General features: G+C 66.7%; 20 protein-coding genes and 1 pseudogene. 15 read left to right on the forward strand and 6 right to left on the reverse strand.

Annotated elements, in window-relative coordinates; translation table 11 throughout:
• Window positions 1-34: 34 nt before the first annotated feature.
• The 5 genes from RUU78_RS10585 (at window position 35) to RUU78_RS10605 (ending at window position 4,045) form a co-directional block, all read left to right on the forward strand.
• Window positions 35-373: a helix-turn-helix transcriptional regulator gene (locus RUU78_RS10585; protein WP_313916374.1), complete on the forward strand. Its 339-nt coding sequence runs from the start codon at window positions 35-37 to the stop codon at window positions 371-373.
• Window positions 363-1,673 (forward strand): type II toxin-antitoxin system HipA family toxin, encoded by a 1,311-nt coding sequence (locus tag RUU78_RS10590; RefSeq protein WP_313916376.1) that lies wholly within the window; start codon window positions 363-365, stop codon window positions 1,671-1,673. The genes RUU78_RS10585 and RUU78_RS10590 overlap by 11 nt, the downstream gene beginning before the upstream one ends.
• Window positions 1,674-1,873: 200 nt before the next feature.
• A complete protein-coding gene (locus RUU78_RS10595; protein ID WP_313916378.1) occupies window positions 1,874-2,542 on the forward strand; it encodes a class I SAM-dependent methyltransferase in 669 nt (222 codons plus the stop codon).
• Window positions 2,543-2,807: 265 nt separating this feature from the next.
• Window positions 2,808-3,125: a hypothetical protein gene (locus RUU78_RS10600; RefSeq protein WP_313916380.1), complete on the forward strand. Its 318-nt coding sequence runs from the start codon at window positions 2,808-2,810 to the stop codon at window positions 3,123-3,125.
• On the forward strand, window positions 3,125-4,045 hold the full coding sequence (locus tag RUU78_RS10605; protein WP_313916382.1) for a hypothetical protein: 921 nt from the start codon (window positions 3,125-3,127) through the stop codon (window positions 4,043-4,045). Before RUU78_RS10600 ends, RUU78_RS10605 begins: the two co-directional genes overlap by 1 nt.
• A 109-nt stretch (window positions 4,046-4,154) precedes the next feature.
• On the opposite strand, the gene RUU78_RS10610 is transcribed toward RUU78_RS10605, so the two are convergent.
• Window positions 4,155-5,090, reverse strand: a complete 936-nt coding sequence (locus RUU78_RS10610; RefSeq protein ID WP_313916385.1) for a hypothetical protein — start codon at window positions 5,088-5,090, stop codon at window positions 4,155-4,157.
• Window positions 5,091-5,199: 109 nt separating this feature from the next.
• Complete coding sequence (locus RUU78_RS10615; protein WP_313916387.1) at window positions 5,200-5,784, reverse strand: hypothetical protein; 585 nt, start codon at window positions 5,782-5,784, stop codon at window positions 5,200-5,202.
• Window positions 5,785-5,918: 134 nt separating this feature from the next.
• On the opposite strand from RUU78_RS10615, the gene RUU78_RS10620 reads away from it, so the two are divergent.
• The 3 genes from RUU78_RS10620 (at window position 5,919) to RUU78_RS10630 (ending at window position 10,865) form a co-directional block, all read left to right on the forward strand.
• On the forward strand, window positions 5,919-6,890 hold the full coding sequence (locus tag RUU78_RS10620; protein ID WP_313916389.1) for a YafY family protein: 972 nt from the start codon (window positions 5,919-5,921) through the stop codon (window positions 6,888-6,890).
• A 182-nt stretch (window positions 6,891-7,072) separates the two neighbouring features.
• Complete coding sequence (locus tag RUU78_RS10625; protein WP_313916390.1) at window positions 7,073-8,029, forward strand: patatin-like phospholipase family protein; 957 nt, start codon at window positions 7,073-7,075, stop codon at window positions 8,027-8,029.
• Between the two features lie 70 nt (window positions 8,030-8,099).
• Complete coding sequence (locus tag RUU78_RS10630; protein ID WP_313916392.1) at window positions 8,100-10,865, forward strand: serine/threonine-protein kinase; 2,766 nt, start codon at window positions 8,100-8,102, stop codon at window positions 10,863-10,865.
• A 281-nt stretch (window positions 10,866-11,146) separates the two neighbouring features.
• Here RUU78_RS10630 and rho read toward each other — a convergent pair whose 3' ends face one another.
• Together rho and trxA are read right to left on the reverse strand one after the other, a co-directional pair.
• Window positions 11,147-13,117 (reverse strand): transcription termination factor Rho, encoded by a 1,971-nt coding sequence (gene rho / locus RUU78_RS10635; RefSeq protein ID WP_313916433.1) that lies wholly within the window; start codon window positions 13,115-13,117, stop codon window positions 11,147-11,149.
• A 213-nt stretch (window positions 13,118-13,330) separates the two neighbouring features.
• Window positions 13,331-13,657: a thioredoxin TrxA gene (gene trxA / locus RUU78_RS10640; RefSeq protein WP_313916394.1), complete on the reverse strand. Its 327-nt coding sequence runs from the start codon at window positions 13,655-13,657 to the stop codon at window positions 13,331-13,333.
• Window positions 13,658-13,879: 222 nt separating this feature from the next.
• Between trxA and RUU78_RS10645 the strand changes: the two are divergent.
• The 4 genes and pseudogenes from RUU78_RS10645 to gspE all read left to right on the forward strand — a co-directional run.
• Window positions 13,880-15,232: pseudogene (locus RUU78_RS10645) on the forward strand (DEAD/DEAH box helicase); the annotation flags it as partial.
• 122 nt (window positions 15,233-15,354) lie between these two features.
• Window positions 15,355-16,296: a type II secretion system protein GspC gene (gspC, locus tag RUU78_RS10650; protein WP_313916396.1), complete on the forward strand. Its 942-nt coding sequence runs from the start codon at window positions 15,355-15,357 to the stop codon at window positions 16,294-16,296.
• On the forward strand, window positions 16,293-18,377 hold the full coding sequence (gspD, locus tag RUU78_RS10655) for a type II secretion system secretin GspD (RefSeq protein WP_313916398.1): 2,085 nt from the start codon (window positions 16,293-16,295) through the stop codon (window positions 18,375-18,377). Before gspC ends, gspD begins: the two co-directional genes overlap by 4 nt.
• Complete coding sequence (gspE, locus tag RUU78_RS10660; protein ID WP_313916400.1) at window positions 18,374-19,894, forward strand: type II secretion system ATPase GspE; 1,521 nt, start codon at window positions 18,374-18,376, stop codon at window positions 19,892-19,894. Before gspD ends, gspE begins: the two co-directional genes overlap by 4 nt.
• Here the strand turns inward: gspE and RUU78_RS10665 are convergent.
• Entirely contained in the window at window positions 19,878-20,141 is a 264-nt protein-coding gene (locus tag RUU78_RS10665; protein WP_313916402.1) for a hypothetical protein, read from the reverse strand. The genes gspE and RUU78_RS10665 overlap by 17 nt on opposite strands.
• Window positions 20,142-20,326: 185 nt before the next feature.
• Here RUU78_RS10665 and RUU78_RS10670 point away from each other — a divergent pair, with 185 nt between their 5' ends.
• Together RUU78_RS10670 and RUU78_RS10675 are read left to right on the forward strand one after the other, a co-directional pair.
• Window positions 20,327-21,748, forward strand: coding sequence for an amino acid permease (locus RUU78_RS10670; protein ID WP_313916404.1), 1,422 nt, complete (start codon window positions 20,327-20,329; stop codon window positions 21,746-21,748).
• 155 nt (window positions 21,749-21,903) lie between these two features.
• Window positions 21,904-23,340: an amino acid permease gene (locus RUU78_RS10675; RefSeq protein WP_313916406.1), complete on the forward strand. Its 1,437-nt coding sequence runs from the start codon at window positions 21,904-21,906 to the stop codon at window positions 23,338-23,340.
• A gap of 29 nt (window positions 23,341-23,369) precedes the next feature.
• On the opposite strand, the gene RUU78_RS10680 is transcribed toward RUU78_RS10675, so the two are convergent.
• The gene (locus RUU78_RS10680) at window positions 23,370-24,218 is read right to left on the reverse strand and encodes a helix-turn-helix domain-containing protein (protein WP_313916408.1); all 849 of its coding nucleotides are present in this window, start codon (window positions 24,216-24,218) and stop codon (window positions 23,370-23,372) included.
• A 76-nt stretch (window positions 24,219-24,294) separates the two neighbouring features.
• Here RUU78_RS10680 and RUU78_RS10685 point away from each other — a divergent pair, with 76 nt between their 5' ends.
• Window positions 24,295-24,708 carry a glyoxalase superfamily protein gene (locus RUU78_RS10685; RefSeq protein WP_313916410.1) on the forward strand — a complete coding sequence of 138 codons (414 nt, stop codon included), beginning with the start codon at window positions 24,295-24,297 and terminating at the stop codon, window positions 24,706-24,708.
• Window positions 24,709-24,745 lie beyond the last annotated feature (37 nt).

A 24,745-nucleotide genomic window follows, 5' to 3' on the forward strand; every position in this document is an offset into this window, starting at 1 on the left:
TTTGGTCGACTCATGAGTCACGGGGGGTGGTGCGGTGCCAACCATTAGAAGACGCACCTATTCCCGCTATACCGACGACAGCCTGGCCCTGCTGGGCAAGATGATCCGCCTTGGCCGCCTCCAGCACCGACTGACGGGCCAGGAACTCGCCGACCGGATGGGCGTGTCGCGAAGTACCTTGCAGCGGGTGGAAAAGGGCGATGCGAAGGTCGAGGTCGGCCTGATGTTCGAGGCTGCGGCCCTGGTCGGGATCAAGCTCTTCGACACGGATGAGAAGGGACTGCGAGCGCTGGCTGGGCGCACCGATGACCGCATTGCCTTGCTGCCGCGGCACGTCTACAAAGGCCGGAAGCTGGTGAACGATGACTTCTGAGGCCCTTCGCTACGACGAGGCCTTCGTCTGGGTCTGGCTTCCTGGCGCAACCGAGCCGGTAGTGGCTGGGCGGCTACACGCGGAAGGGCGACTGGCGATCTTCAACTACGGTCGCAGCTACCTCGCGCGGAGCGATGCAATTCCGCTGTATTTGCCGGAGCTGCCACTGGAAGCGGGCGAATTGCCGCTGTTGCCAGGGCTCGCGATGCCGGGGTGCCTGCGCGATGCTGCGCCGGACGCCTGGGGGCGGCGCGTCATCCTCAATCGTCTGTTTGGGACACGGCGTGATGACCCGGGCATGGAGTTTCCGGAACTGGCGTTCTTGCTGGAATCCGGTTCCGACCGCATCGGCGCCTTGGACTTCCAGATGTCCGCGACGGAGTACCGGCCCCGCAGCGTCGCCACGGCGTCGTTGACGGAACTGGTCGAGTCGGCCGAGCGACTGGAGAACGGTCTCTCGCTTTCACCCGTGCTTGCCCAGGCCTTGCAACACGGCAGCTCCATTGGTGGCGCACGTCCGAAGGCGTTGATCAACGATGGCGATGTCCGATATGTAGCGAAGTTTTCCTCGTCGTCCGATTTCTACAGCGTGGTCAAAGCGGAGTTCGTGGCGATGCGGCTCGCCGCGCTGTCCGGTGTCGCGGTGGCGCCGGTGTGCTTGGCGCATGTGGCCGGAAAGGATGTGTTGCTGGTGGAGCGGTTTGATCGCGTCCGGAGCAATGGCCGCTGGCTACGCCGTTCCATGGTGTCGGCGCTCACGGTGCTCGCGCTGGACGAGATGCTCGCGGCCTATGCAAGCTACCAGGATCTGGCCGAGATCATTCGGCGACGCTTCACTCATCCGGCTGCGACGCTCCGTGATCTTTTCGCGCGCATCGTCTTCAACGTACTGTGCGGCAACACCGATGACCACGCGCGCAACCACGCGGCGTTCTGGGACGGCGAAAAACTCTTGCTCACGCCAGCATATGACATCTGCCCTCAGTCCCGGACCGGGCAGGAAGCGACGCAGGCGATGCTGATCAGCGGCAATGACCGCAATAGCCAGATCGAATCGTGCGTCCAGGCCGCGCATCATTTTCTGCTCTCGCAGAAGGAGGCCATCGCGCTAGTCGAAGGCCAGCTTCGGGCTATCGCGGAACACTGGCGAGGTGTTTGCGACGAGGCAGGGCTTGGCGCGGCGGAGCGGCGCTTTTTCTGGGGCCGGCAGTTTCTTAATCCCTACGCATTTCATGCGCTGTCGGGCAATGCCGCCGGCATCGCCAGGCTTGCCACGGAGATTCGCGGCGACGCCGGATAGTGGCGCCCGGCGATGTGATGCAGGCGTACTTCAACGTTCGCAAGCTGCGGCATCCGGCTTTGATTCCTTGAGTGGTGCCCGTTGCATAGTTCCGGAACAGGCCCGGCCGCAACGCACTGCGCCTGGATGCTCTGTCAGTTCCAGGAGGTCTGAGCGGCATTGCGATAGCATGCCGCTCCAATCGGCTGTTGGAGCACCTGGTGTCGACTTTCTCCGATCCGCAAGCCGTTGCCCGTTACGCCGAAAGTCCCGTCAGGCAGGTTCCGGGTTTCCACGCGCTTCAACGCATGGCCATGCTGCTGCTCGCCGAGGCCGTTCCTCCGGATGGCCATGTCCTCGTCCTCGGAGCCGGTGGTGGCCTGGAGTTGAAGGTCTTTGCCGAGGCGCATGAGGGTTGGAGCTTCGTGGGCGTCGACCCGTCGGCGGAGATGCTGAAGCTGGCGACTGCAACGCTGGGTCCGCTCGCATCGCGCGTCGAGCTTTGCGAGGGCTATATCGACAGCGCGCCGGTAGGACCGTTCGACGGCGCCACGTGTCTGCTGACCCTGCACTTCCTGTCCGCCGACGAGCGCTTGCGTACGCTGACAGAATTGCGCCGGCGACTGAAGCCCGGTGCGCCGCTGGTTGTCGCGCACCACAGCGTCCCGCAAGCCGATGACCAGAAGGTGCGCTGGCTGAATCGCTATGCGGCGTTCGCCGGCGTTCCTGCGGCGGATATCCGCAATACGGTCGCCACGATAGGCAGCCGGTTGCCGCTGCTCTCGCCGGAGCAGGAAGTGGCGTTGTTGCAGGAAGCCGGATTCGACACCGTCGAGCTGTTCTATGCCGGGTTTACGTTCAAGGGGTGGGTCGCCTACAACCCGGCCTAGCAACTCCCGCTTGCTGCGGGCTGCATTCCTTGCCGGTTTTCCGCTAGCGGTGTCCTGGCTGCGATCAGCATTCGGGCAGGGCCGGTTTTGCGCATGCCGTTGAGCTGCCGTTCCGCCGCGCTGGCCTCCCGTTGCTATTTCGTACGTTTCTCTGCCACGGGTGCCGGATTGTGCGCGTGGTCACGTTTCTCGAACCTCGCTGTTCGGCGCGCCGCAGTCAGGCGTTTGCTTAGATGAAACGACTTTCGAAATAGAGGTTCGTCCCATGCGCACCGTGTCGCCCTACCAACCGCTGTTTGCGGCGCAGCGCGCGTCCGCACGGCAGCTCCGGCTGGTCCTGCTCGCCGCCGTCCTGCTCGCGGGCCCGGCGCTGGCGCAGCAGATCAGCAGCCATGTCATCGCCGCCGGTGGCGGCACCAGCCGATCGCCGGGCGGCTGTCGCGTACTGGAGGGCAGTCTGGGTCAGCCTGCCGTCGGTACTGCGAGTGGCGGCGGGTTCACGCTGCAGGCCGGTTATTGGGCCGGTCCTGGCGGTCAGCGCCGCGACAGCGTCTTCTCCGGTGATTTCGAGGAGTGCAACTGATGAAGACCGTTTCCTGTTCCCGTGACGTGTTGCATCGCGTCGCCCTTGTGATGCTGTGTCTGCTCTGTGCCGGCTCGGCGCTCGCGCAGCCTTCTCCACAATTGCCGGATTTCACCTATCAGGGGCGGCTGCAGCAGAGCGGGGCGCCCGCCAATGGCAGTTTCGATCTGGCGTTTGCGCTGTATGACGAGCCGACCGGTGGCAATCAGGTCGGCACGACGGTTACCGAGACCGACTTTCCGGTCGTCGACGGCATCTTCAATGTGTCGCTGAGTTTCCCGGGCGCGTTCACTGGCACGCAGCTTTACCTGCAGGTCAGCGTGGAAGGCACGCCGCTGCTGCCGCGTCAGGCCGTGGCTACAGCCCCGGTCGCGCAATACAGCTTGAGTGGCAGCATCGGCGGGCCGGCCGGCGGCGCGCTGACCGGCACTTACCCCAATCCGATACTGGCCGGTGGGTCGGTGGGAACCGTGAACATCCTGACCGGCGCGGTGACGAATTCCCGGCTGGCTGCGGATTCAGTCACGTCGTCGAAGATCTTCACCGGGGCGGTGGGCACGACCGAACTGGCGTCCGACGCGGTCACGGCGGAAAAAATCGCCAACGGCGCGGTCGGCACGGCGGCGATCGCCAACGACAGCATCACGCGCGGCAAGGTCGCCGGTGGCTACAGCAACGGCGCCATCGCCGTCACCGTCGGTGCGAACGACTGCAACGACTACAACCTCTCGATCTCGGGTGCGCAGGTCAACGACCTGCTGCTGTTCAACCTGCAGTCCAGTGTGGCGCTGCCCCCGAACATGCTGATACAGCCGCTGCGCGTGGTCAGTGCCAACACGGTGCAGGTGCGCGTGTGCAATCTCGGCAATGTCTCGCAGAGCACCGGAGACATCGGGATCTATCTGCTGACCATGCGGTAGGGACGCGGCCGATGCGCTCGAGGATGCAGCGCGGGACGCTCCGCTGAACCGGCGGTTTGCGGATGTATCCCGACCAGGAGTTTGGCCTGCCGGCGGGCACGCTATCGTCTCAGCGACTCCACCAGGCGCCCGGAAAGTAGACGCCGGGATCTGGCCGTTCGCGGAACACTTCGCGACGGAAGCGGAACAGTTCGGCCGGCCGCCCGCCGGTGGCGGTCGCCAGGCGGCCGGTACCTTCCACCAGGCCGGCGCTTTCGACGAGCCGCCGAAAATTCTGCTTGTGCAGACGGTTGCCGCTGAGTGCTTCGACCACTTGTTGCAATTGCAGCAAGGTGAATTCCGGCGGCAGCAGTTCGAACACCACCGGCCGGTATTTGAGCTTGCCGCGCACGCGGCCCAGCGCCGTCGCCAGGATGCGGCGATGGTCGAGCGCCAGTGCGCTGCCGCTGGCCGGTACCGAGGGTGCCGCCGCATCGCGCTCGCGCCTGGCTTCGGCGACGAGGCCGGCTTCCCATAGCAGTTCGTAGCGTTCGAGCGTGCGTTCGGGGTCCCACGGCGCGGTGTCCAGGCCGAAGGTCAGGTCGACGCGTTCATGCTTGCGCGCGTCGCTGCCGGCCCAGGTGTGCAGACGCGGAGCGAGTTCGCGCTCGATGAGATCGGGACGGCCGCGGCGCCAATCTTCCCAGGGCAGGTAGCCATAGCAGTCGCGCCACTGGGCGCCGAGGCTGGCGGGCAGGGTCTGCTCGCGCACAAGTGCCAGATAGGTCATCGAGATCACGCGCGCGCCGCCAGCGCGTTCGCGCGGGTCGCGGAAGCGGTCGCCGAAGGTATAGAGCTGCTCGACGTAGCCCAGGGCCAGGCCGGCCTGCTGGGCGACCCAGTCGCGGACGCCGCGCTCGAGCGTGGAATGCGCTTCGAGATCGAGCGGTCCGGAAGGCAGTGCGTCGTCGCCGTTGGCGCCGCGCACGGTGAGGATGCGCGGTGCCTCGGCCGTCACCGCGAAGATGACGGCATCGAGGCCGAGGTGGATGGCGGGCGAGGGCATGCGCGGCAGCATAGCGGAGTTGGTGGCGGCGCCGCGGCGTCTGCCGGTAGTGTGGCCGGCGCCCGTTCGCGGCCTCTGCGCGATGTGGTCGGCGTCGCTGCCGGCGGCGCTATTCGGGCGCAGTAACGCGGATCGACGCGTCGTCGTAGTCGTAATACCGCAGCCGCGTCTTCGACTTCACGCCCATGAAGCGGCCTTCGGATTCGAGCTGCAGGGGCAGGCCGCTGGCGATGCCGATCCACACCGTGACGTCGGCCCGGGCGGGTTCGGTCTGGGTATAGGTGTAGACCTTCGCCGGCGTGCCGTCGACGGTGTCCTCGCCGAGCGCGGTCACGTCGAGGTCGCGGGCGAGTTCGTCGAGCGCGGCCTGATTGCGGTACTGGCCGACGATGCGGCCGACCTTGATCGGCATCGGCAGCTTGACGCGCTTGCCGTCGATCAGGGTATAGGCGTCGTCGCCGATCAGGATCTGCTCCATCTGCCCCTGACCGTTCTGGATGTGATAGCGGTCGGGCGCGACGAAGTGCATCGCGGACAACTGCTGGCCCTTGTTCACGTCGGTCACGGTGGCGCGGAAGCTGGTCGCGGCGAGGAAGCGGCTGTAGGCAGCGTGAAGCTCGTCGCGCGGCGCGGCGGTGGCGCTGCCGGCCAGCGTCAGCAGCGTGAGACCGGCCAGGGTCTTGAACACGGACATCGGCTTCTCCGGAACTGAGACTGCAAACGGTTAGAGTTGGAATCCTATACGGAAATCCACGCGGGACGGCGACAGGCTGGGTCGTTCGTCCGTGGACTAGCGCCGGTAACCGGCCAGCCGCCACAATCAAGGCCATGGACCGATACGAACGCATATTGAGCCTGCACCGGCTGCTGAAGAAGTCGCGCTATCCCGTCAGCCTGCAGCGTCTGAAGGACGAACTGGGCTGCTCCCGCGCGACGCTCTACCGCGACATCGCGTTTTTGCGTGATGCGCTGGGCGCTCCGATCGAAAGCGGCGAGGGCGAGCAGGCGGCGTTCCGCTACGACGAAGCCGAGGCCGAGCGTTTCGAACTTCCCGGGCTGTGGCTGACCAGCGACGAGCTGTCGGCGCTGCTCGCGTTGAACGAACTGGTCGCGCGTAGCGGGCCGGGCATTCTCGCCGATGCGCTCGCGCCGTTCGAGAAGCGCATGCAGAGCCTGCTCTCGGACCACAGCAGCGGCGCGCGCCTGCCGATCGAACGCATACGCGTGATCGCGAGCGGCATGCGCAAGCTCGACGAAATCAGTTTCCGCGTGGTGGCCGGCGCGGTCATGGCGCGGCGCCAGCTCAAGTTCCGCTACAAGGCGCGTTCGACCGGCTCGACCACAGAGCGCCTGGTCTCGCCGCAGCGCCTGGCCCACTACCGCGACAACTGGTATCTCGACGCTTGGGATCACGAGCGCGAGGGCCTGCGCAGCTTCGCGGTGGATCGCATTGCCGCGCCGCAGATGCAGGATGCCGAGGCGATCGATCGCGATGACGCCGAATTGAACCAGCACTTGGCCGCAAGCTACGGCATCTTCTCGGGAGCACCGAGGGCCTGGGCGACGCTGCGCTTTTCGCCGCATGCGGCACGCTGGGTCGCCGACGAGCACTGGCATTCGCAGCAGCAGGGACAATTCCTGAGCGACGGGCGTTACGAGCTGAAGGTGCCGTACAGCAATTCCAAGGAACTGCTCATGGACGTGCTCAAGTACGGCCCGGACGCCGAAGTGATCGCGCCGCTGAGTCTGCGCGAGGAAATGAAGATCCTGCTGCAATTGTCCATTGGCGCCTATCAATAGTGGCCTGCAGCGGACAAATCGATAGCAGCTCACCCGGTCTGGCCGGGCAGTACGTCCTCATCGATTGGCCGATAGCCTGGGCTATTGGCCGCGCTGCGCAGCGGCGTGCTGCACGATCGCGCCCTCGCGATCCCTCCACCGATTCAACCGTTACAGGCCACTAGTTTTCTTCCGGAGTCCGCATGAATCTGCCTGCAGGCGTCACCGAGCCGCCGCGTCGCGGCGCCATTTCCCTGGTGCTGGGCTCGGGCGGTGCGCGCGGCTACGCGCATGTCGGCGTCATCGAGGAATTGCGCGCGCAGGGCTATGAGATCCGTTCCGTCGCGGGCAGCTCGATGGGCGCGCTGGTCGGTGGCGTCTATGCCGCGGGCAAGCTGACCGAATATCGCGAGTGGGCTTGCGGCCTGAAGACCTTCGACGTGTTACGCCTGGTCGACTGGAGCTGGCGCGGCGGTGGCCTGATCAAGGGCCATCGCGTGATCGGCGCACTGCGCGACCTGGTCGGCGAAACCAACATCGAAGACTTGCCGATCAGCTATACCGCGGTCGCCGTCGACATCGATGCGCAGCGCGAAGTGTGGTTCTCGCGCGGCTCGCTTTTCGATGCGATCCGTGCCTCGATTTCCATTCCTACCGTATTCCGCCCGCACCGCTACCAGGGCCGTCGGCTCGTCGATGGCGGCCTGCTCAATCCCGTCCCCGTCACGCCGACCTTGCGTGATCTCACCGATGCGACCATCGCAGTCGACGTCAATGCCGAGGCCGAAGGCGTGGCCGAGCGCGAGACGCCGATCACGCGCCCGGAAGTCCCCGAGCCCGATGACGCGCAGCGTGCCGGCATCGGCCGCATCGGTGCGATCTGGGGCCGCCTTCTCGAGAAGCGCGCGACCAAGCGCGTCGTGCTGCACGAACCGGGCGTGCTCGACCTGTTCGCACGCTCGCTCGACGTGGTGCAGGAAACGCTGACGCGCTACAAGCTCGCCGCGCAGCCGCCGGACCTGGTCATCTCGATTCCGCGCAACGTCTGTGCGTTCTATGAATTCCAGCGCGCGGCGGAAGTCATCGAGATCGGCCGCCAGCGCACGCGCGAGGCGCTCGCGCGCTGGCAGCGCGTGAAGCGGTCGCAAGGCTGGCGCTGAGGCGCGGCCTCGTGCTGATCCAGCGAAAGCAGCGCACCGCGCGCGGCCCAGGCGTCTGCGGGATGTGCCGATGAGCGACCCGGCCGCCGGTTCGCTGGACCGGTTCGACGCGGAGTTCGAGCGGCTGCGTGCATTGCCAGCCGCCGCGCGAGCCGCCGCGCTGACCGATTCACCGCTGGATGCCGCGGACCGTGCACTGCTCGCGCGCCTGCTGGCCGCGGATGCGGACGACGACGATCCGCTTGCGCGCGCCATCGATGCGAGCGCCGTGAATTTCGCGGCACCGCGCAGCGAACGCCTTGGTCCGTACCGGCTGCTGCGCGAACTGGGTGCCGGCGGCATGGGCACGGTGCTGCTGGCCGAGCGGGTCGACGGCGGCTTCGTGCAGCAGGTCGCGATCAAGTTGCTGCGCGGTTTTCCGACACGCGACGGATTGCGCCGGCTGCGCCAGGAGCGGCAGATCCTCGCCGGCCTGGATCATCCGCACATCGCGCGCCTGCTCGACGGCGGCGAAACCGCTGATGGGCAGCCGTGGCTTGCCATGGAATATGTCGATGGCCTGCCGCTGTTGCAGCACGCGGCGCTGCACGCGCCACGACTGCACGAACGCCTCGCGCTGTTCGAGGCCATGCTCGACGCGGTCGGCCACGCGCACCGGCACCTCGTCGTGCATCGCGACCTGAAGCCGGCGAATGTGCTGGTCGCGCGCGACGGGCAGGTCAAGCTGCTCGATTTCGGCGTCGCGCGCCTCGTCGACGTCGACGCTCCGGCACACGATTCCACGCGCGTGTTCACGCCGGGCTATGCAAGCCCGGAACAGCGCGAAGGCCGCGCGGTGACCACGGCCAGCGATATCTACAGCCTCGGCGTGCTGCTGCGCGAACTGATCACCGCGCGCCGCGTCGACAGCGGCGCGGCGATCGCGGATCTCGCACCGCTGCTACTCGACACCGAACTCGGCGGCATCGTCGCCATGGCCAGCGATGCTGATCCCGCGCGCCGCTACGCCAGCGCCGGTGCGCTGCGCGACGATATCCAGCGCTATCGCGACGGCCGGCCGGTGCGCGCGGCGCGGCTGACGCGCGCCTACCGTCTGCGCAAATTCTTGCAGCGACATCGCCTGGGGACTGCCGCGGTGGTGCTCGCGCTGTTCGCCGCCGGCATGTTCGTCTGGCGCCTCGATCTGGCGCGCGCACGCGCGCTTGCCGCGGAAGCCGCGGCGCAACAGGCGCTGGCAGCGTCGGAGCGTGATGCCGCGCGGGCGCGCGAAGCACTGACCTTCCTCACCGATGCGTTCGACGCCGCCGCGCCGGAAAACGCGATGAGCCGCGAGGTGAGCCTGCGCGGCCTGCTCGATGCGGCGCGCGCACAGTTGGCCGTGCGCTCTGATCCCGCGCTGGTCAAGGCGATGCAGCGGCTGCTCGCACAGCTGTACGGCGACCTCGGCGACGTGGCCACGGCGCTGGTGCTGATGCGTGACGGTGTCGCCGGCGTCGAGCCGGCCGACCGCGCGCAGGCGCTGCGTCTGGCCGAGGACTACGACGAATACGCGAGCCTGCTCGGGCTGCAGGGCGATACCGCGTCGGCGCTCGCGGTGGTGGAGCAGGCACGCATCTGGCGCGAACGCTTTGCGCCGGACGACGCGGTCGCGCGCCTGCGCACGCTGCAGTCACTGGGCATGGCCTATCACCGCAGCAGCGGCGACGAGCAGGCAATGGCGCCGTTGCGCGAGGCGCTGGAACTGGCCCGGCGCACGCCCGACGTACCCTTGCCGCTGTATCTGGAGATTGCCCAGCCACTGGCGAGCCTGCTCGGCAGCTCGGGTGAGAACGATGCAGCGCTGGCCGTCGTCGACGACGCGCTCGCTCGCGTCGACGCGCAGCGCCCGCCCGAATCGCCGGAGCACATCGTGCTGCTGCGCGCCAAGGCCAATGCGCTGAGCATGGCCGGCGACGCTACGGCGGCCGAGGCGCTGCTGCGTCGCGCGATTGCACTGCAGGAACGCATGGTCGATCCCGGCGGTGCGCGCATGATGGTGCTGACCAACGATCTTGCCCTCGTACTCAACGAACTGGGCCGCTACCGCGAGGCGATCGACTATCTGCGCCGTTCCGACCGGCATATGGGCGAGGCCGGCCTGCAAGGCGCGGTCGATCGCGCGACGTCGCACGGCAACTACGGCGGCTTCCTCGAGAATGCCGGCGACTACGCGGCGGCACTTGCGGAGTTCCGCACGGCCCGGCAGATCCTCGACGACGGCGGCATCGACGCCGACAACCAGTTCCGTCGTCGCATCGAGCGCAGCGAGGCACGCACGCTCGGCCGCGCAGGCCAGTCGGCGCGTGCGCTTGCACTGCTTACCGACCTGCGCGCACGCGCGGCGCGCCTGGACGGCGAGGACTCGGTCGAATACGCGATGCTGACCTGGCAGCTTGTGCTGCTCGCGCGGCAGCAGCACCGTCCCGCTGTGGGCCTGCCCCTGCTCGCCGAGGCCGAATCGCGCTGGCGCGTGCTGGTGCCGGAAACGCATCCCATCGTGTTGCACATGCGCCGCGCGCGCGCCGCATTCGCGCTCGACGGCGGCGACATTTCAACGGCGCGCCGCGAACTCGAGGCGGCGATCGCGGGCTTCGAAGCCGGCGCCACACTGCCGATCGATCTGGCCATCGCGCGCAGCGAGCTGGCTGCGGTGCGTGTGAGAGAAGGCGCATCGGAAGCGGCGCGTGCGTTGCTGGAACAGGCGCTGCCGGTACTGCGGGAGTCGCTGCTGCCGGCTGAAATCTCGCGTGCCGAGGCGGAACGCACGGCGCTTGCGCTGGGGATGGCGCGTCTTTAGCCCTCCCCTTCAAGGGAAGGGTTGGGTGGGGATGGTGTCAGTGTGGGTGTACGTGTCGACTTTGTGCGTGGGGAGCTTTGGAGCGCGCAGGTGGATTCAAGGCGCGGCCTTTTACCTCGGCAAACACCATCCCCATCCCAGCCCACCCGGCCCGCTGGGCGTTCGGGGCAACGCGAGCCTTCGGTTCTGAGCGGTTGCCCTTCACCCCCCTTGAAGAGGAGGACTGAAAGCAAAAAAGCGCGGCCGTAGCCGCGCTTTTTTGGGCGAACGAACCGCGCGTATCAGCCGCGCTTCATCGTCGCGAAGAACTCGTCGTTGGACTTGGTGTTCTTCATCTTGTCGAGCATGAACTCCATCGCGGTCAGCTCGTCCATCGGATGCAGCAATTTGCGCAGAATCCAGATTTTCTGCAGCATGTCCGGATCGATCAGCAGTTCCTCGCGGCGCGTGCCGGAGCGGTTGATGTCGATGGCGGGGTAGACGCGCTTTTCGGCGATGCGGCGGTTCAGATGCACTTCCATGTTGCCGGTGCCCTTGAACTCCTCGTAGATCACCTCGTCCATCTTCGAGCCGGTGTCGACCAGCGCGGTCGCGAGGATGGTCAGCGAACCGCCTTCCTCGACGTTGCGTGCCGCGCCGAAGAAGCGCTTCGGGCGCTGCAGCGCGTTGGCGTCCACGCCGCCGGTCAGCACCTTGCCGGAACTCGGCACGACGGTGTTGTAGGCGCGCGCAAGACGCGTGATCGAATCGAGCAGGATGACCACGTCGCGCTTGTGCTCGACCAGACGCTTGGCGCGCTCGATCACCATGTCGGCGACCTGTACGTGGCGCGCGGCCGGTTCGTCGAAGGTGGAGCTGATGACTTCGGCGGCGCGCACGCCGCGCACCATCTCGGTCACTTCTTCCGGGCGCTCGTCGATCAGCAGGATGATCAGGTGCACTTCCGGATGGTTGTGCACGATGGCTTGCGCGACGTTCTGCAGCATCATCGTTTTGCCGGCCTTGGGCGGCGACACGATGATGCCGCGCTGGCCCTTGCCGACCGGCGAGATCAGGTCGAGGATGCGGCCGCTGATGTCTTCCGACGAGCCGTTGCCGCGTTCGAGGCGGAACGACTTGCGCGGGAACAGCGGGGTCAGGTTCTCGAACAGGACCTTGTTCTTGGACGCTTCCGGCGGCTCGCTGTTGATGTCGTCGACCTTGAGCAGCGCGAAGTAGCGTTCGCCGTCTTTCGGAGGACGGATGCGTCCGGTGATGTAGTCGCCGGTGCGCAGGTTGAAGCGGCGGATCTGGCTGGGGCTGACATAGATGTCATCGGGGCCGGCGAGGTAGGACTCGTCGCCCGAGCGCAGGAAGCCGAAGCCGTCCTGCAGGATTTCCAGCACGCCCTCGCCCCAGATGCCGCCGCCAGCACGCGCGTGGGCCTTGAGGATGTTGAAGATGACGTCCTGCTTGCGTGCGCGGGCGACACCTTCCTGAATGCCCAGGGTTTCAGCGATCTCGAGTACGGCTGCGGCGGGCTTGCGCTTGAGTTCGGTCAGGTTGATCAGCGGACCGCTGCCACCGCCGTTGCGCTCATCGGGGATTTCGTCGTCGTAGTTGCCGCCGCGCATCTGTTGCTGCTGCGGACGGTTCTGGCGATTGCGATTGCGGTTGCGGCCTTCGCGGCGTCCTTGGCCTTGTCCCTGACCCTGGTTGTGGCCACCCTGCTGCGGGCCGTTGTTCTGGCCCTGCGCACTCTGGCTGCCGCCGTCATTGCCATTGCCGCCGTCGTAGTTGCCGCCATCGTTGCCGTTGCCGCCGTCGTTGCCGGCCTCGTTGCGGTTGCCGCCGTCGTTGCCGCCACGATGGCGGTTGCCGTTGTCGCCGTCATTGCCATTGCCGGCATTGTTGCCATTGCCGTTGTTGCCGCTGTCGGCATTGCCGGAACCGGCAAACAGATCGTTGTTCTGATTGCCGCGTTCGGTATTGCCGTTGCGCTCCTGCCGTTCCTGGCGATCTTCGCGAGCCGGACGCTCTTCGCGCGCTGTGCGTTCCTGGCGCTCTTCGCGCGGCGGAGCCGGTGGTGCGGCTGCGGCCGGGGGGGGCGGTGCGTCGCCGGCGGGGGCGCCGCTTTCAGCGCGGGCCGCAGCTTCCGCCTTGGCGGCGGCGCGGGCGGCCTGGGCTTCGCGGCGGGACACGCGCGGTTCGGCAGGGCTGGATTCGGGGCGTGCGTCAGCCGTTGCGGCCGAGCCGTTTTCCTTGTTCTCGATATCAGACACGGGCAGACCTCGCATGGGCGCCGTTGGCCAGCATGGGTAGGCTGGCGGGATGGAATCAGGGGATTAACCGGAAGGAGTGGGGCGCTGCGCCCCGAACAACGGGAACTACGTTAGCACTGTGAGATTGACGCGTAAAGCATGGACGGACGAGGTGCTGACCGTCCGCCCATGTGCGGCGCTGACCGTTGCGGCTGCTGCGGAACGTCAGATGGTGCGGTCGATGAGCTGGGTCAGCTGGGTCTTGGAAACCGCGCCGATCTGGGTCGCCTCGACCTTGCCGTTCTTGAAGATCATCAGGGTCGGGATGCCGCGAACGTTATAGCTGCGCGGGGTCTTCTGATTGTGGTCGATGTTGACCTTTACCACTTTCATGCGACCCTGATAGTTCGCAGCAAGCTCATCGAGCACGGGCGCGATCATCTTGCAGGGGCCGCACCATTCGGCCCAGAAGTCGACCAGGACCGGTTCGGCCGACTGCAGTACATCGGTCTCGAAATTGTCGTCGCTGGTATGGGCGATCAGCTGGCTCAAGGGAATTCTCCGTCTTAAGAATTTCCGCCAAGCTGCGGAAATGTTTGGGTTTAGGCTACACTCGGCGCGTTGCTGGGCAAGGCGGGAGTGTGGAAGGGGCGTGGGGGAGGGCGGCATTTCAGCCCAACTATCCGCGCGTTTCAAGTTGGGTCTGTGGAATGATCCTCAAGTCCCCCGGGGACCGCCGCCTGACGGCACACCCCGGATCATCTGGCCAGTTGAATGTCCGAACAAGTATTAACCGATTGTTTCTTCGATAGTTTTGACCTGCACCCCAGCCTTCTCGCCGGGTTGCACGAGTCCGGCTTTACGCGTTGCACGCCGATCCAGGCCCTGACCCTGCCGGTCGCATTGGCCGGGCGCGACGTCGCCGGCCAGGCCCAGACCGGCACCGGCAAGACCGGCGCCTTCCTCGTCGCCGCCATGCAGCGTCTGCTGACCTTGCCGGCCCTGGCCGAGCGCAAGGAAACCGATCCGCGCTGCCTGGTACTCGCGCCGACGCGCGAGCTGGCCATGCAGATCGACAAGGATTTCAAGAATCTGGGTCGCAGCACTGGCCTGAAGTCGGCACTGATCTACGGCGGCGTGGACTACGACAAGCAGCGCGAGCAGTTGCGCGGCGGCGTCGACATCATCATCGCCACGCCGGGCCGGCTGATCGATTATTTCAAGCAGCATGTATTCAGCCTGCGCGCGGTTGACGTCATGGTCATCGACGAAGCCGACCGCATGTTCGACCTTGGCTTCATCAAGGACGTGCGCTTCCTCATGCGCCGCCTGCCGCCACGCGACAAGCGTCTCGGCCTGCTGTTCTCGGCCACGCTGAGCTACCGCGTGCTCGAGCTGGCCTACGAGCACATGAACAATCCGGAGAAGCTGTCGGCCGAGACCGAATCGGTCACCGCGTCGCGCGTGCGTCAGCGCGTGTATTTCCCGGCGACCGAAGAAAAGATGCCGCTGCTGCTGAATCTCATGGCGACCGATGACGTGCAGCGCAGCATCGTCTTCGTCAACACCAAGGTTGTCGCCGAGCGCGTGACGACGCGGCTGGAGCGGCATGGTTTCCGTGTCGGCGCGCTGTCCGGCGACGTGCCGCAGAAGAAGCGCCAGAAACTGCTCGAACGCTTCCAGCGCGGCGAAGTCGACGTGCTCGTGGCTACCGACGTGGCGGCGCGCGGTCTGCATATCCCGGCCGTGAGCCACGTGTTCAATTACGACCTGCCGCACGACCCGGAAGACTACGTGCACCGCATCGGCCGTACTGCGCGCCTCGGCGCCGAGGGCGATGCGATCAGTTTTGCCTGCGACCTCTACGCCATGGGCCTGCCGGACATCGAGCGGTTCATCGCGCAGAAGATCCCGGTCGCGACGGTCACACGTGAACTGCTGATCGTACCGGCCAGGCGTGAGCGTGTCGCGCATCCTTCCGATGCGCAGAACGCGATCGACGACGCGGCCGACGCGGCCGATGCACCGCCGCCCGCACCGACCGACGGCAAGCCCAAGCGCCGGCGCAGTGGCGGGCGCGGGCGCAGCGGCGGAGGTGGTGGTGGTGGTGGCAGAGGTGGCAGTGGCGGCAGTGGCGGCAGTGGCGGCGGCAGTGGTCACGGCGGCGGTGGAAAGAGCGGTGCTGCGTCCGCGGCACCGGATGCGTCGTAGGCGGTAGGCGGCAGAGCAGGGGGAAGACGATGGCAGTCATGGCCATGCGGGAATGGAACAGCAGCGAGGTCGAGCGGGTTTCCCTGCTCGGCGGCATGCTGGTCTGCGGCCTGCTCGCACTCGCCTGTGTCTGGCTCGCGGTGAAGATGCTCTGGCTGCTCGTTCCCACGGGCGGTGACACGGATGCGAATGTCCCGATCGCGACGGTGCCGGCGCCCAGCGGCAAGGCGGCCGTCAGCGTGTCGAAGTGGCATCTGTTCGGCAACGCCGGTCTGACCACGGCGGAACTTGCTCGCAGCGCACCGGCGACGACCTTGCAGTTGCAATTGCGCGGGACGCTGGCCGAGGCCGATCCGCGCGCCGGCATGGCGGTGATCGCCGATGCGGTAACCGGCGAGCGCGCCTATCGTGTCGGCGATGCCTTGCCCGGCGGCGCGAGTCTCGATGGCGTCTACCCCGATCGCGTGATCCTGCTGCACGAAGGCGTGCAGGAAACACTGGGCCTGCCGTACGACCAGCCCGGCACACCGGCCACGTCGGCGGCCACGGCAGCACAGCCGGCCGCGGCCGGCCGCAACACCTCGCCAGCTTCGGCGAGCGCGCCGGCACCCGATCAGATCCCGACGGCCACACCCGTCTTCGTCGCGCCGCAGATGGCGCAGGGCGCCGTCGATTTCTCGCGCATCCAGCAGCAGCTCGGCGTCTCCGATCCCTCCGAACTCATGCGCCAGATCAGCGCACAGCCGGTCATGGAAAACGGCCGCATGGCGGGCGTGCGCCTGTCCGGCGGACCGAACGCGGCACTGATCGCGCAGCTCGGCCTGCAGCCCACCGATGTCGTCACGTCGATCAACAGCGTACCGCTGGATTCCATGGGGCGTGCGACCCAGGTCGTCGATTCCCTCAAGAACGCCAGTCGCGTCACCGTCACGGTGAATCGCGACGGCAAGCCCGTCACTCTCAGCGTGAACATCAAATGACGCGCATATCTGCCTCGTTGCGAACCTGCCTGCTGGCTTTCGCCCTGTCGCTCGCCGCCGCGAGCGCGGTTGCGCAGCCGCCGCCGTCGGCGGCCGGTAATCCGCCGGGCACGCATACGCTGAATCTCAAGGACGCCGACATCCAGGCGCTGATCGCGACGGTGTCGGAAATCACCGGCAAGAACTTCATTGTCGGTCCGAACGTGCAGGGCAAGGTCAGCGTGATTTCGGCGCGGCCGATGCAGCCCGACGAGATCTACGACGTGTTTCTCTCGGTGCTGCGCGTGCACGGCTACGCCGCGGTGCCGGCCGGCAGCATGATCAAGATCGTGCCCGAGGCGATGGCCCAGGCCGAAGGCGGCAACAGCGTCGCGACCGCCGAATCGGGCGACGCGATCGTGACCCAGATCGTGCCGCTGCGGCACGTGGCGGCGGCCGAGCTCGTGCCGATCCTGCGCCCGCTGCTGCCCCAGGGGGCGCAGCTGATCGCGCACCAGACCAGCAACTCGCTGGTGGTTTCCGACCGCGCCAGCAACGTGCAGCGCGTCGCCGGCATCATTGCGCGCATCGACACGGTGTCGGATACAGAAGTGGAAGTGTTGCCATTGCAGCACGCCAATGCGTCGGAGATGGCGCGCACGCTGACCATCCTCGCCGAGGACAAGGCGACCCAGGCCAGCGGCGAAAGCCCGCGCATCCTTGCCGACGAGCGCACCAATTCGATCCTGATCGCCGGCGCCAAGAGCGGCCGCCTGCGCCTGCGCACCCTGGTCACGCACCTGGACACGCCGCTGCAGAGCGGCGGCGGCACCAACGTGATCTACCTGCGCTACGCCAAAGCCAAGGAACTGGTGCCGATCCTCACCGGCGTGGCGAGCACGCTGAACAACGAAGTCAGCGCCAGCGGCGCGGCGGTGGTAACGCCCGGTGCGGCTGGCAGCACGGGCGCGGCGACCGGCGGCGGCAGCGCGACGATCCAGGCGCACGAGGAAACCAATGCGCTGATCATCAGTGCCTCGCCGGCGGTGTTCCGCTCGCTCGAAGGCGTGATCCGCCAGCTCGACGTGCGCCGCGCGCAGGTGCTCATCGAAGCCATCATCGCCGAGGTGTCCGACGAGACCGCGAGCGAGATCGGCGTGCAGTGGCAGGCGCCCATCGAGGGCGCCGACAACAACTTCATCGGCGGCACCAACTTCACCGGTTCGGACGGCCGCGGCAACATCATCGACGTGGCGCAGAACCCACGCGCGCTCGGCACCGGCCTGTCGCTGGGCTACATCACCGGCGTCACCAACGTGCCCGGCCTCGGCGACATCGTGAATCTCGGCTTCCTGCTGCGCATGCTCAAGGGCGACGGCAAGTCCAACGTGCTGTCCACGCCGTCCGTGCTCACGCTCGACAACACCGAGGCAACCATCAAGGTCGCGCAGGAAGTGCCGTTCAAGACCGGCCAGTACACCAACGCCTCGGGCACCGGCGGCACGAACAACCAGCTCAATCCGTTCCAGACCATCGAGCGCAAGGACGTGGGCCTGACCCTCAAGGTCACGCCGCATATCAACGAAGGCGATTCGGTGCGCCTGGATCTGCATCAGGAGGTATCGTCGCTGGCTCCGTCGGTGGACGGCGCGGTGGACCTCATCACCAACAAGCGCGAACTCACGACCAGCGTGCTGGTCGCAGATGACGCGACCCTGGTGCTCGGCGGGCTGACCGACCAGACGGCCAACGACAGCAACCAGAAGGTGCCGGGACTGGGCAGCATCCCGGTGCTCGGCAACCTGTTCCGCTACCGCAGCAACCGCCTCAACAAGCGCGACCTGATGATCTTCCTGCATCCGAAGATCCTGCGCGACGCGGCCACCGAGCAGTCGGTGTCGAGCGAAAAGTACAACTATATCCGCACCGAACAATTGCAGATGCGCGGCAACCGCGAGGCGCTGACGCCCCAGGAACGCCAGCCGGTGATCCCGGAAATGCATGACTTCATGTCTGATCCGAATGGTCCGGCCACGCCCGCCACACTGCCGCCGGCCACGGGCAAGGGCGGCGCGAGGAAAGCCAACCGAGGCGGCAAGTGAGTGAAGCGAGACTGCCGCCAACCGGCACCGCCGACGCTGCGCGCGTCGTGCGCCCGGCGCGGCCGAACTTCGGTTTCGCGCGGCGCAACGGCGCGACCCTCGTCGCCTGGCACGACGATCACGCCGAGGTCGCCTGCCGCGACGGCGTAAAGCCCGAGGTGCTGGCCGAACTGCGCCGTTATCTCGGCGCGCCACTCAAGCTCACGCGCCACAGCGCCGCGGAATTCGAGCAGTTGCTGCGCCGCCTGTACGAACAGGGCGACGACGCGCGCGGCGTGGTCTCGGACATGGACGAGTCCATGGACCTGCGCTCCATCGCCGACGACCTGCCCGAGCCCGAGGACCTGCTCGAGAGCGACGACGATGCGCCGATCATCCGGCTCATCAACGCGCTGCTGACCGAGGCGGTCAAGGAAGGCGCGTCGGACATCCACGTCGAGCCCTACGAGAACCGCCTCGTCGTGCGCTTCCGCATCGACGGCGTGCTGCGCGAGATCCTGTCGCCGCAGAAGGCCGTCGCGAACGCCGTGGTCAGCCGCATCAAGGTCATGGCCAAGCTCGACATCGCCGAGAAGCGATTGCCGCAGGACGGCCGGATCGGTTTGAAAATTGCCGGCCGCCCGGTCGACGTGCGCGTGTCGACGATCCCGGCCGGCCACGGCGAACGCGTGGTGCTGCGCCTGCTCGACAAGCAGGCCGGACGCCTCGACCTGATTCAGCTCGGCATGGCCGCTGACGATCGCGCGCGGCTGGAAAGCATCATCTCGCGGCCGCACGGCATCTTCCTCGTCACCGGTCCAACCGGCTCGGGCAAGACCACGACGCTGTACGCCTCGCTGCTCAAGCTCAACGACGCCAGCCGCAACATCATGACCGTGGAAGACCCGATCGAGTACTACATCGACGGCGTCGGCCAGACCCAGGTCAACACCAAGGTCGAGATGACCTTCGCGCGCGGACTGCGCGCGATCCTGCGCCAGGATCCGGACGTCGTCATGGTCGGCGAAATACGCGACCTTGAAACCGCGCAGATCGCGGTGCAGGCGTCGCTGACGGGACATCTGGTTTTATCCACATTGCACACCAATTCGGCGGTCGGTGCCGTCACGCGCCTGCGCGACATGGGCGTGGAACCGTTCCTGCTGTCCTCGTCGCTGATCGGTGTACTCGCCCAGCGTCTCGTGCGCGTGCTCGACCCGGCCACGCGCGAAGCGTATGCGGCCACGCCGCGCGAACTGTCCGCATTCGGCCAGCCCACCGACACGCACGCGCTGCTGTACAAGCCCGCGGATGGCCTGGTCGGCCGATCCTCCGGCTACCGCGGCCGCACCGGCATCTACGAACTCATCGCCGTCGACGAGAACTTCCGCCGCCAGATCCACGAAGGCGCATCCGAGGCCGACATGGAACGCTACGCGCGTACGCGCGCAGCGGCGATTGCGGCGGATGGGTGGGCGAAGTGTCTGGCGGGTGTGACGTCGGTGGATGAGGTGTTGAGGGTTACGCGGGAGGATTAGGCAACGCTTCGCCGGCGCGGTTCGTCGCAACGCGTGCCGAGTCGGAGGCAAACCGCTCGAATATCCAGCCCCAGAGCGGTGCTCCTACGACGAACCACAGGACGAGCGCGGATACCCAATAGAGACTCTTGTTGTCGCGGAAGGCGATCGCCAGCGGAATAACCAGCAGTCCCATCGAAACGTTGGCGCAGAGCACGAACAGCCATGCCCACCAGCCTCGCTTCCAGAATGCCCAGTGTCTGTTCATGTCGTTTCCCGACTGGCAAGACGGTTGAGTGGTGACGCGGGCAGGTAGTGCTCTGCGGCCGATTGCAGTTCGAAATCGGGCGGTCGCACGACAACTGACTTATTCAGCGCTTCGCACGCAGGAATTTACCTCGTCGACGTGGTCTTCGTCTCGCTAAGATCGGCCGATCAGCAGGGAGCGCAGTCATGACGCAACAGATCGCAAGCGATGCGCAAGCGAATGGGTTCCGCCGCTCCTTGACCCTCCTCGACGGCACCATGCTCGTCGCCGGCACTATGATCGGCTCGGGCATCTTCATCGTCAGCGCCGATATCGTGCGCACTACCGGTTCGGCGGGTTACCTGATCCTGGTCTGGCTGATCTCGGGCTTCATGACGGTCGCCGGTGCGCTGAGCTACGCCGAGTTTGCCGGCATGTTTCCGAAGGCCGGCGGGCAATACGTCTATCTGCGCGAAGCCTGGGGCAAGCTGCCGGCCTTTCTCTACGGGTGGTCGTTCTTCGCGGTGATCCAGACCGGGTCCATCGCCGCGGTCGGCGTGGCGTTTGCGAAGTTCACGGCCTATCTCGTGCCGTCGCTCGGCGACGCCAACGTGCTGCTGCAGGTGGGCGGGTTCCGCCTCACGGCGGCGCAGCTCGTGGCGATCGCCGTCGTGCTCACGCTGACCTTCGTCAACGCGCGCGGCGTGAACTATGGAAAATGGATACAAACGGTATTCACGTTGGCGAAGATCGGCGCGGTGCTCGCGCTGATCGGCTTCGGGCTGTTGCTCGGCGCCAATGCGGACGTCTGGCAGGCCAACTGGGCGCAGGCCTGGCAGCGCACCGCGGCGACGCCGGAAGGGCTCGCGCTCGCGCTGCTGCCGGCGATCGCGGTGTCCATGGTCGGTGCGCTGTTCTCGTCGGACTCCTGGCACAGCGCCGCATCGGTCGCCGACGAGATCCGCCACCCGCGGCGCAACGTAGGGCTCAGCCTGTTTCTCGGCACCGTGCTTGTGTGCAGCCTGTATCTCGTCGCCAACCTGATGTATCTCGCGGTGCTGCCGCTCGACGGCATCGCGCACGCAGAATCCGATCGCGTCGGCGTGGCCGCGGCGCAGGCCGCGTTCGGATCCTGGGGCACAGGACTCATCGCCGTGCTGATCATGGTATCCACGTTCGGCTGCGTGAACGGCCTCGTGCTCGCCGGTGCGCGCGTCTACTACAGCATGGCGCGCGACGGCCTGTTCTTCGCGCGCGCCGGCAACCTCAACCGCAATGCCGTGCCGGGCTGGGGCCTGTGGCTGCAGGCGCTATGGGCCTGCGTGCTGTGCCTGTCGGGCCGCTACGGCGACCTGCTCGACTACGTGATCCTCGCCACGCTGATCTTCTATGTGATGACCATCGCCGGCCTGTTCCGCCTGCGCCGCACGAGGCCCGACCTCGAGCGGCCGTACCGGGCCTTTGCCTATCCCGTGCTGCCGGCGCTGTACATCGTGTTCGCGAGCGCCATCGGCGTGGGTCTGCTGATCTGGAAGCCGGCGTATACCTGGCCTGGGCTGGTCATCGTGCTGCTCGGCGTGCCGGTCTTCTATCTGTTGCGCGGCCGGTCGGCTCGCACACCGGATTGATGGCCGTAGGCTGGCGCGTGCTGCGCTACGCGACGAAGGCCCGATGCGCGTGCCCTGGTGCGCCGCATCGTTACAGCACCTGGCAACGCGGCGTCCGGCACCCGCGCAGCCGCGTCCGGCTCCGCTATGATCGCCCCGATTCCTGGGAGGGAACCATGAGCCTCATCCGACAGATCACGCGTCACAAGACGATAGAGCAGTTGCAGAGCGAAGCGGGCTCGCGCAGCGAATTCCGCCGCGTGCTGGGCCTGTGGCAGCTCACCGCCATCGGCCTCGGCGGCATCATCGGGGTCGGTATTTTCGTGTTGGCCGGGCAGCAGGCGGCGGCCAATGCGGGACCGGCGGTCGCGCTGGCCTTCATCATCGCCGGCATCGCCAGCGCCGCGGCGGCGCTGTGCTATGCGGAATTCGCAGGGATGATCCCGGTCACCGGCAGCGCCTACACCTATGGCTATGCGGTGCTCGGCGAAGGCGTGGCCTGGCTGATCGGCTGGGATCTGCTGCTCGAATATGCGCTGATCGTCGCCGCGGTCGCGAGCGGCTGGTCCGGCTATCTGCAGAACCTGCTCGCGCATGTCGGTATCCATCTGCCGGTCTGGGCGCAGGGTGCGATGGGTACGGGCGAGGGGCGCGTGTTCAATGTGATCGCGGCCCTGGTCGCGATGGGCGTGGCGGTTCTGCTGACCGTGCGCACCGAGACTGGTGCGCGCCTGAACACCATCGTCGTCGCGGTCAAGGTCATCGGCGTGCTGCTCGTGATCGGCGTCGGTGCGTTCTACATCAATACGGCGAACTGGTTTCCGTTCATTCCGCCGGAAGTCGTCGGCGCCGACGGCAAGACGCATTTCGGCTTCCAGGGCGTCGTGGCGGCAGCCTCGGTCGTGTTCTTCGCGGTGTTCGGTTATGACACCCTGACCACGGCGGCCGAGGAATCCAGGAACCCGCAGCGCGACCTGCCGCGCGCGATCCTGCTGTCGCTCGGTGTGTCGATGGTGCTGTACCTGACCATTTCGTTCGTGATCACCGGCGTGGCGCACTACAGCACGCTCAACAACGACGCGCCGGTGGCCAACGCGTTCCAGTCGCTGGGCCTGACCTGGATCAGTGCGGCGATCTCCGCCGTGGCCGTGGCCAGTATCATCAGCGTGGTGTTCGCCTTCATGCTCGCCGCGGCGCGCATCTGGTTCTCGCTCGCCCGCGACGGCCTGCTGCCGTCGTGGTTCGCCAAGCTGCATCCGCGCTACGGCACGCCGTACCGGCCGACGCTGATCCTCGGCGTGCTCACGGGGCTGGCCGCCGGCGCGCTGCCGATCGGCGATCTCGCTGAACTCGTCAACGTCGGCGTGCTCTGCGCCTTCATCGTGATCTGCGCGTCCATCGTCGTGCTGCGTCGCACGCGTCCGGAAGTGAAGCGCGCGTTCCGCACGCCGCTCGTGCCGCTGGTGCCGATCATCGGCATCGTGTTCTCGATCTGGCTGCTGACCGGTCTGCCGCTGGTGACCTGGGAGCGCTTCGGCCTGTGGATGCTGGCCGGGCTCGTGATCTATTTCGGCTACGGCATACGCCACAGCGGGTTGGCGAAGAAAGCGTAGTACGGAAGACCCGCAACAGGCCCGGGCAACTAACGCCCGGGCCACGCGCGGATCTCGCGCAGGTTCTTCAATGCACGCTGCCACAGCTGTTCGAAGCCTTCGGTGAGCTGTGCGGCGAGGCCGGCGTCCTGCACCAGCAGCGAGGCGAAACGGCCTTCGCCGACGAAGGGATGGTCCAGTGCGAGGATCACGATGTCGTCGTCGACGACATGGAAGGGATGGCCCATCTCGCCGCTGTAGCGCACGCCGCTGAGGGTGCGCGTGGATGCGGAGAACTCGCGCAGGAACTCCAGCAGGCGCGGCGCGGAGCGATCGCTGAATCCGAAGATCACGCGGTGTTCCACGCCGCTGCGCTCGCGCTCGCGCGCGATCGCCTTGAGCACGTCGAAGCCCTGGTCGCGCAACGTGCGCATGGCGTTGATGTCGCCGCTTTCGAGGTAGGACAGCACGCGCCGCCGCGCGCCGGCAAGGCGGCTCACATGGCGCTTGATGTGGCTGTCGGCACCCAGCGCGAGATCGACGCGCGCCTGGCTGCCCTTGAGCTTGCGCGGCAGCTTCTCGAACGCCGCGCGCAATCCGGCCGAGGCGGTCGCGAACGCCTCGGCGCGCTCGCGCGCGAGTGCATTCAGGCGTTCGATCAGCGGTTCCGGCGGCAGCGCCGCGTACAGCTGCGGGCGCGAGCGGCGCACCTCGATCAGGCCGAGCCGCGCGAGTTTCTCCATCGCGGCGTAGATCTTGGAGGTCGGAATGTCGCCTTCGCGGCACAGCGTGGCGGCGTCGCTGACGCCGTGCACGGCCAGCGTGACGAGCGCGCGCTTCTCGTAGCTGCCGAAACCGGCTTCATCGAGCAGTCCGAATTCGGCCCAGGCCACGCCCATGTCTACTCCATAAAGTAGATGAAACGCGGCGAGTGTCTGCCGATACTTCCGTCACCGCAACCCGCAAGGAGACACCATGAATACTGCTGCCAGACCCGCCGGCGTGATGCCGCTGCGCTTCGTCGAATCGGTCGATGCGATGCGCAGTTTCTACCTCGACAAGCTCGGCTTCGAACACCTGATGGGCGTGGTCGGCAAGGACGGCCAGCTCGATTTCGCGATCGTCCAGCGCGCCGGCGCGATGCTCATGCTGTCGCGGCCGCAGGATGGCGGCACGCTGACCGGCGCGGTCGAAATCTATGTCGAGGCCGATGACGTCGATGCCTACCACGACCAGCTCGTCGGGAGCGGCATTGCGATCACGCAGCCGCTGTCCACGCAGTGGTGGGGCGACCGCAATTTCGCGGTCGTCGACCCGGCGGGCCATACGATCTGGTTCTGGAAGACCGTTGGCGAGATGCAGCCGCCAGCGGGCGTGACACTGATCTGACCACGCTGATCAGATCGCACTGATCAGATCGCACTGA

The organism is Tahibacter sp., from assembly GCF_032229445.1.
Lineage (GTDB): Bacteria > Pseudomonadota > Gammaproteobacteria > Xanthomonadales > Rhodanobacteraceae > Tahibacter.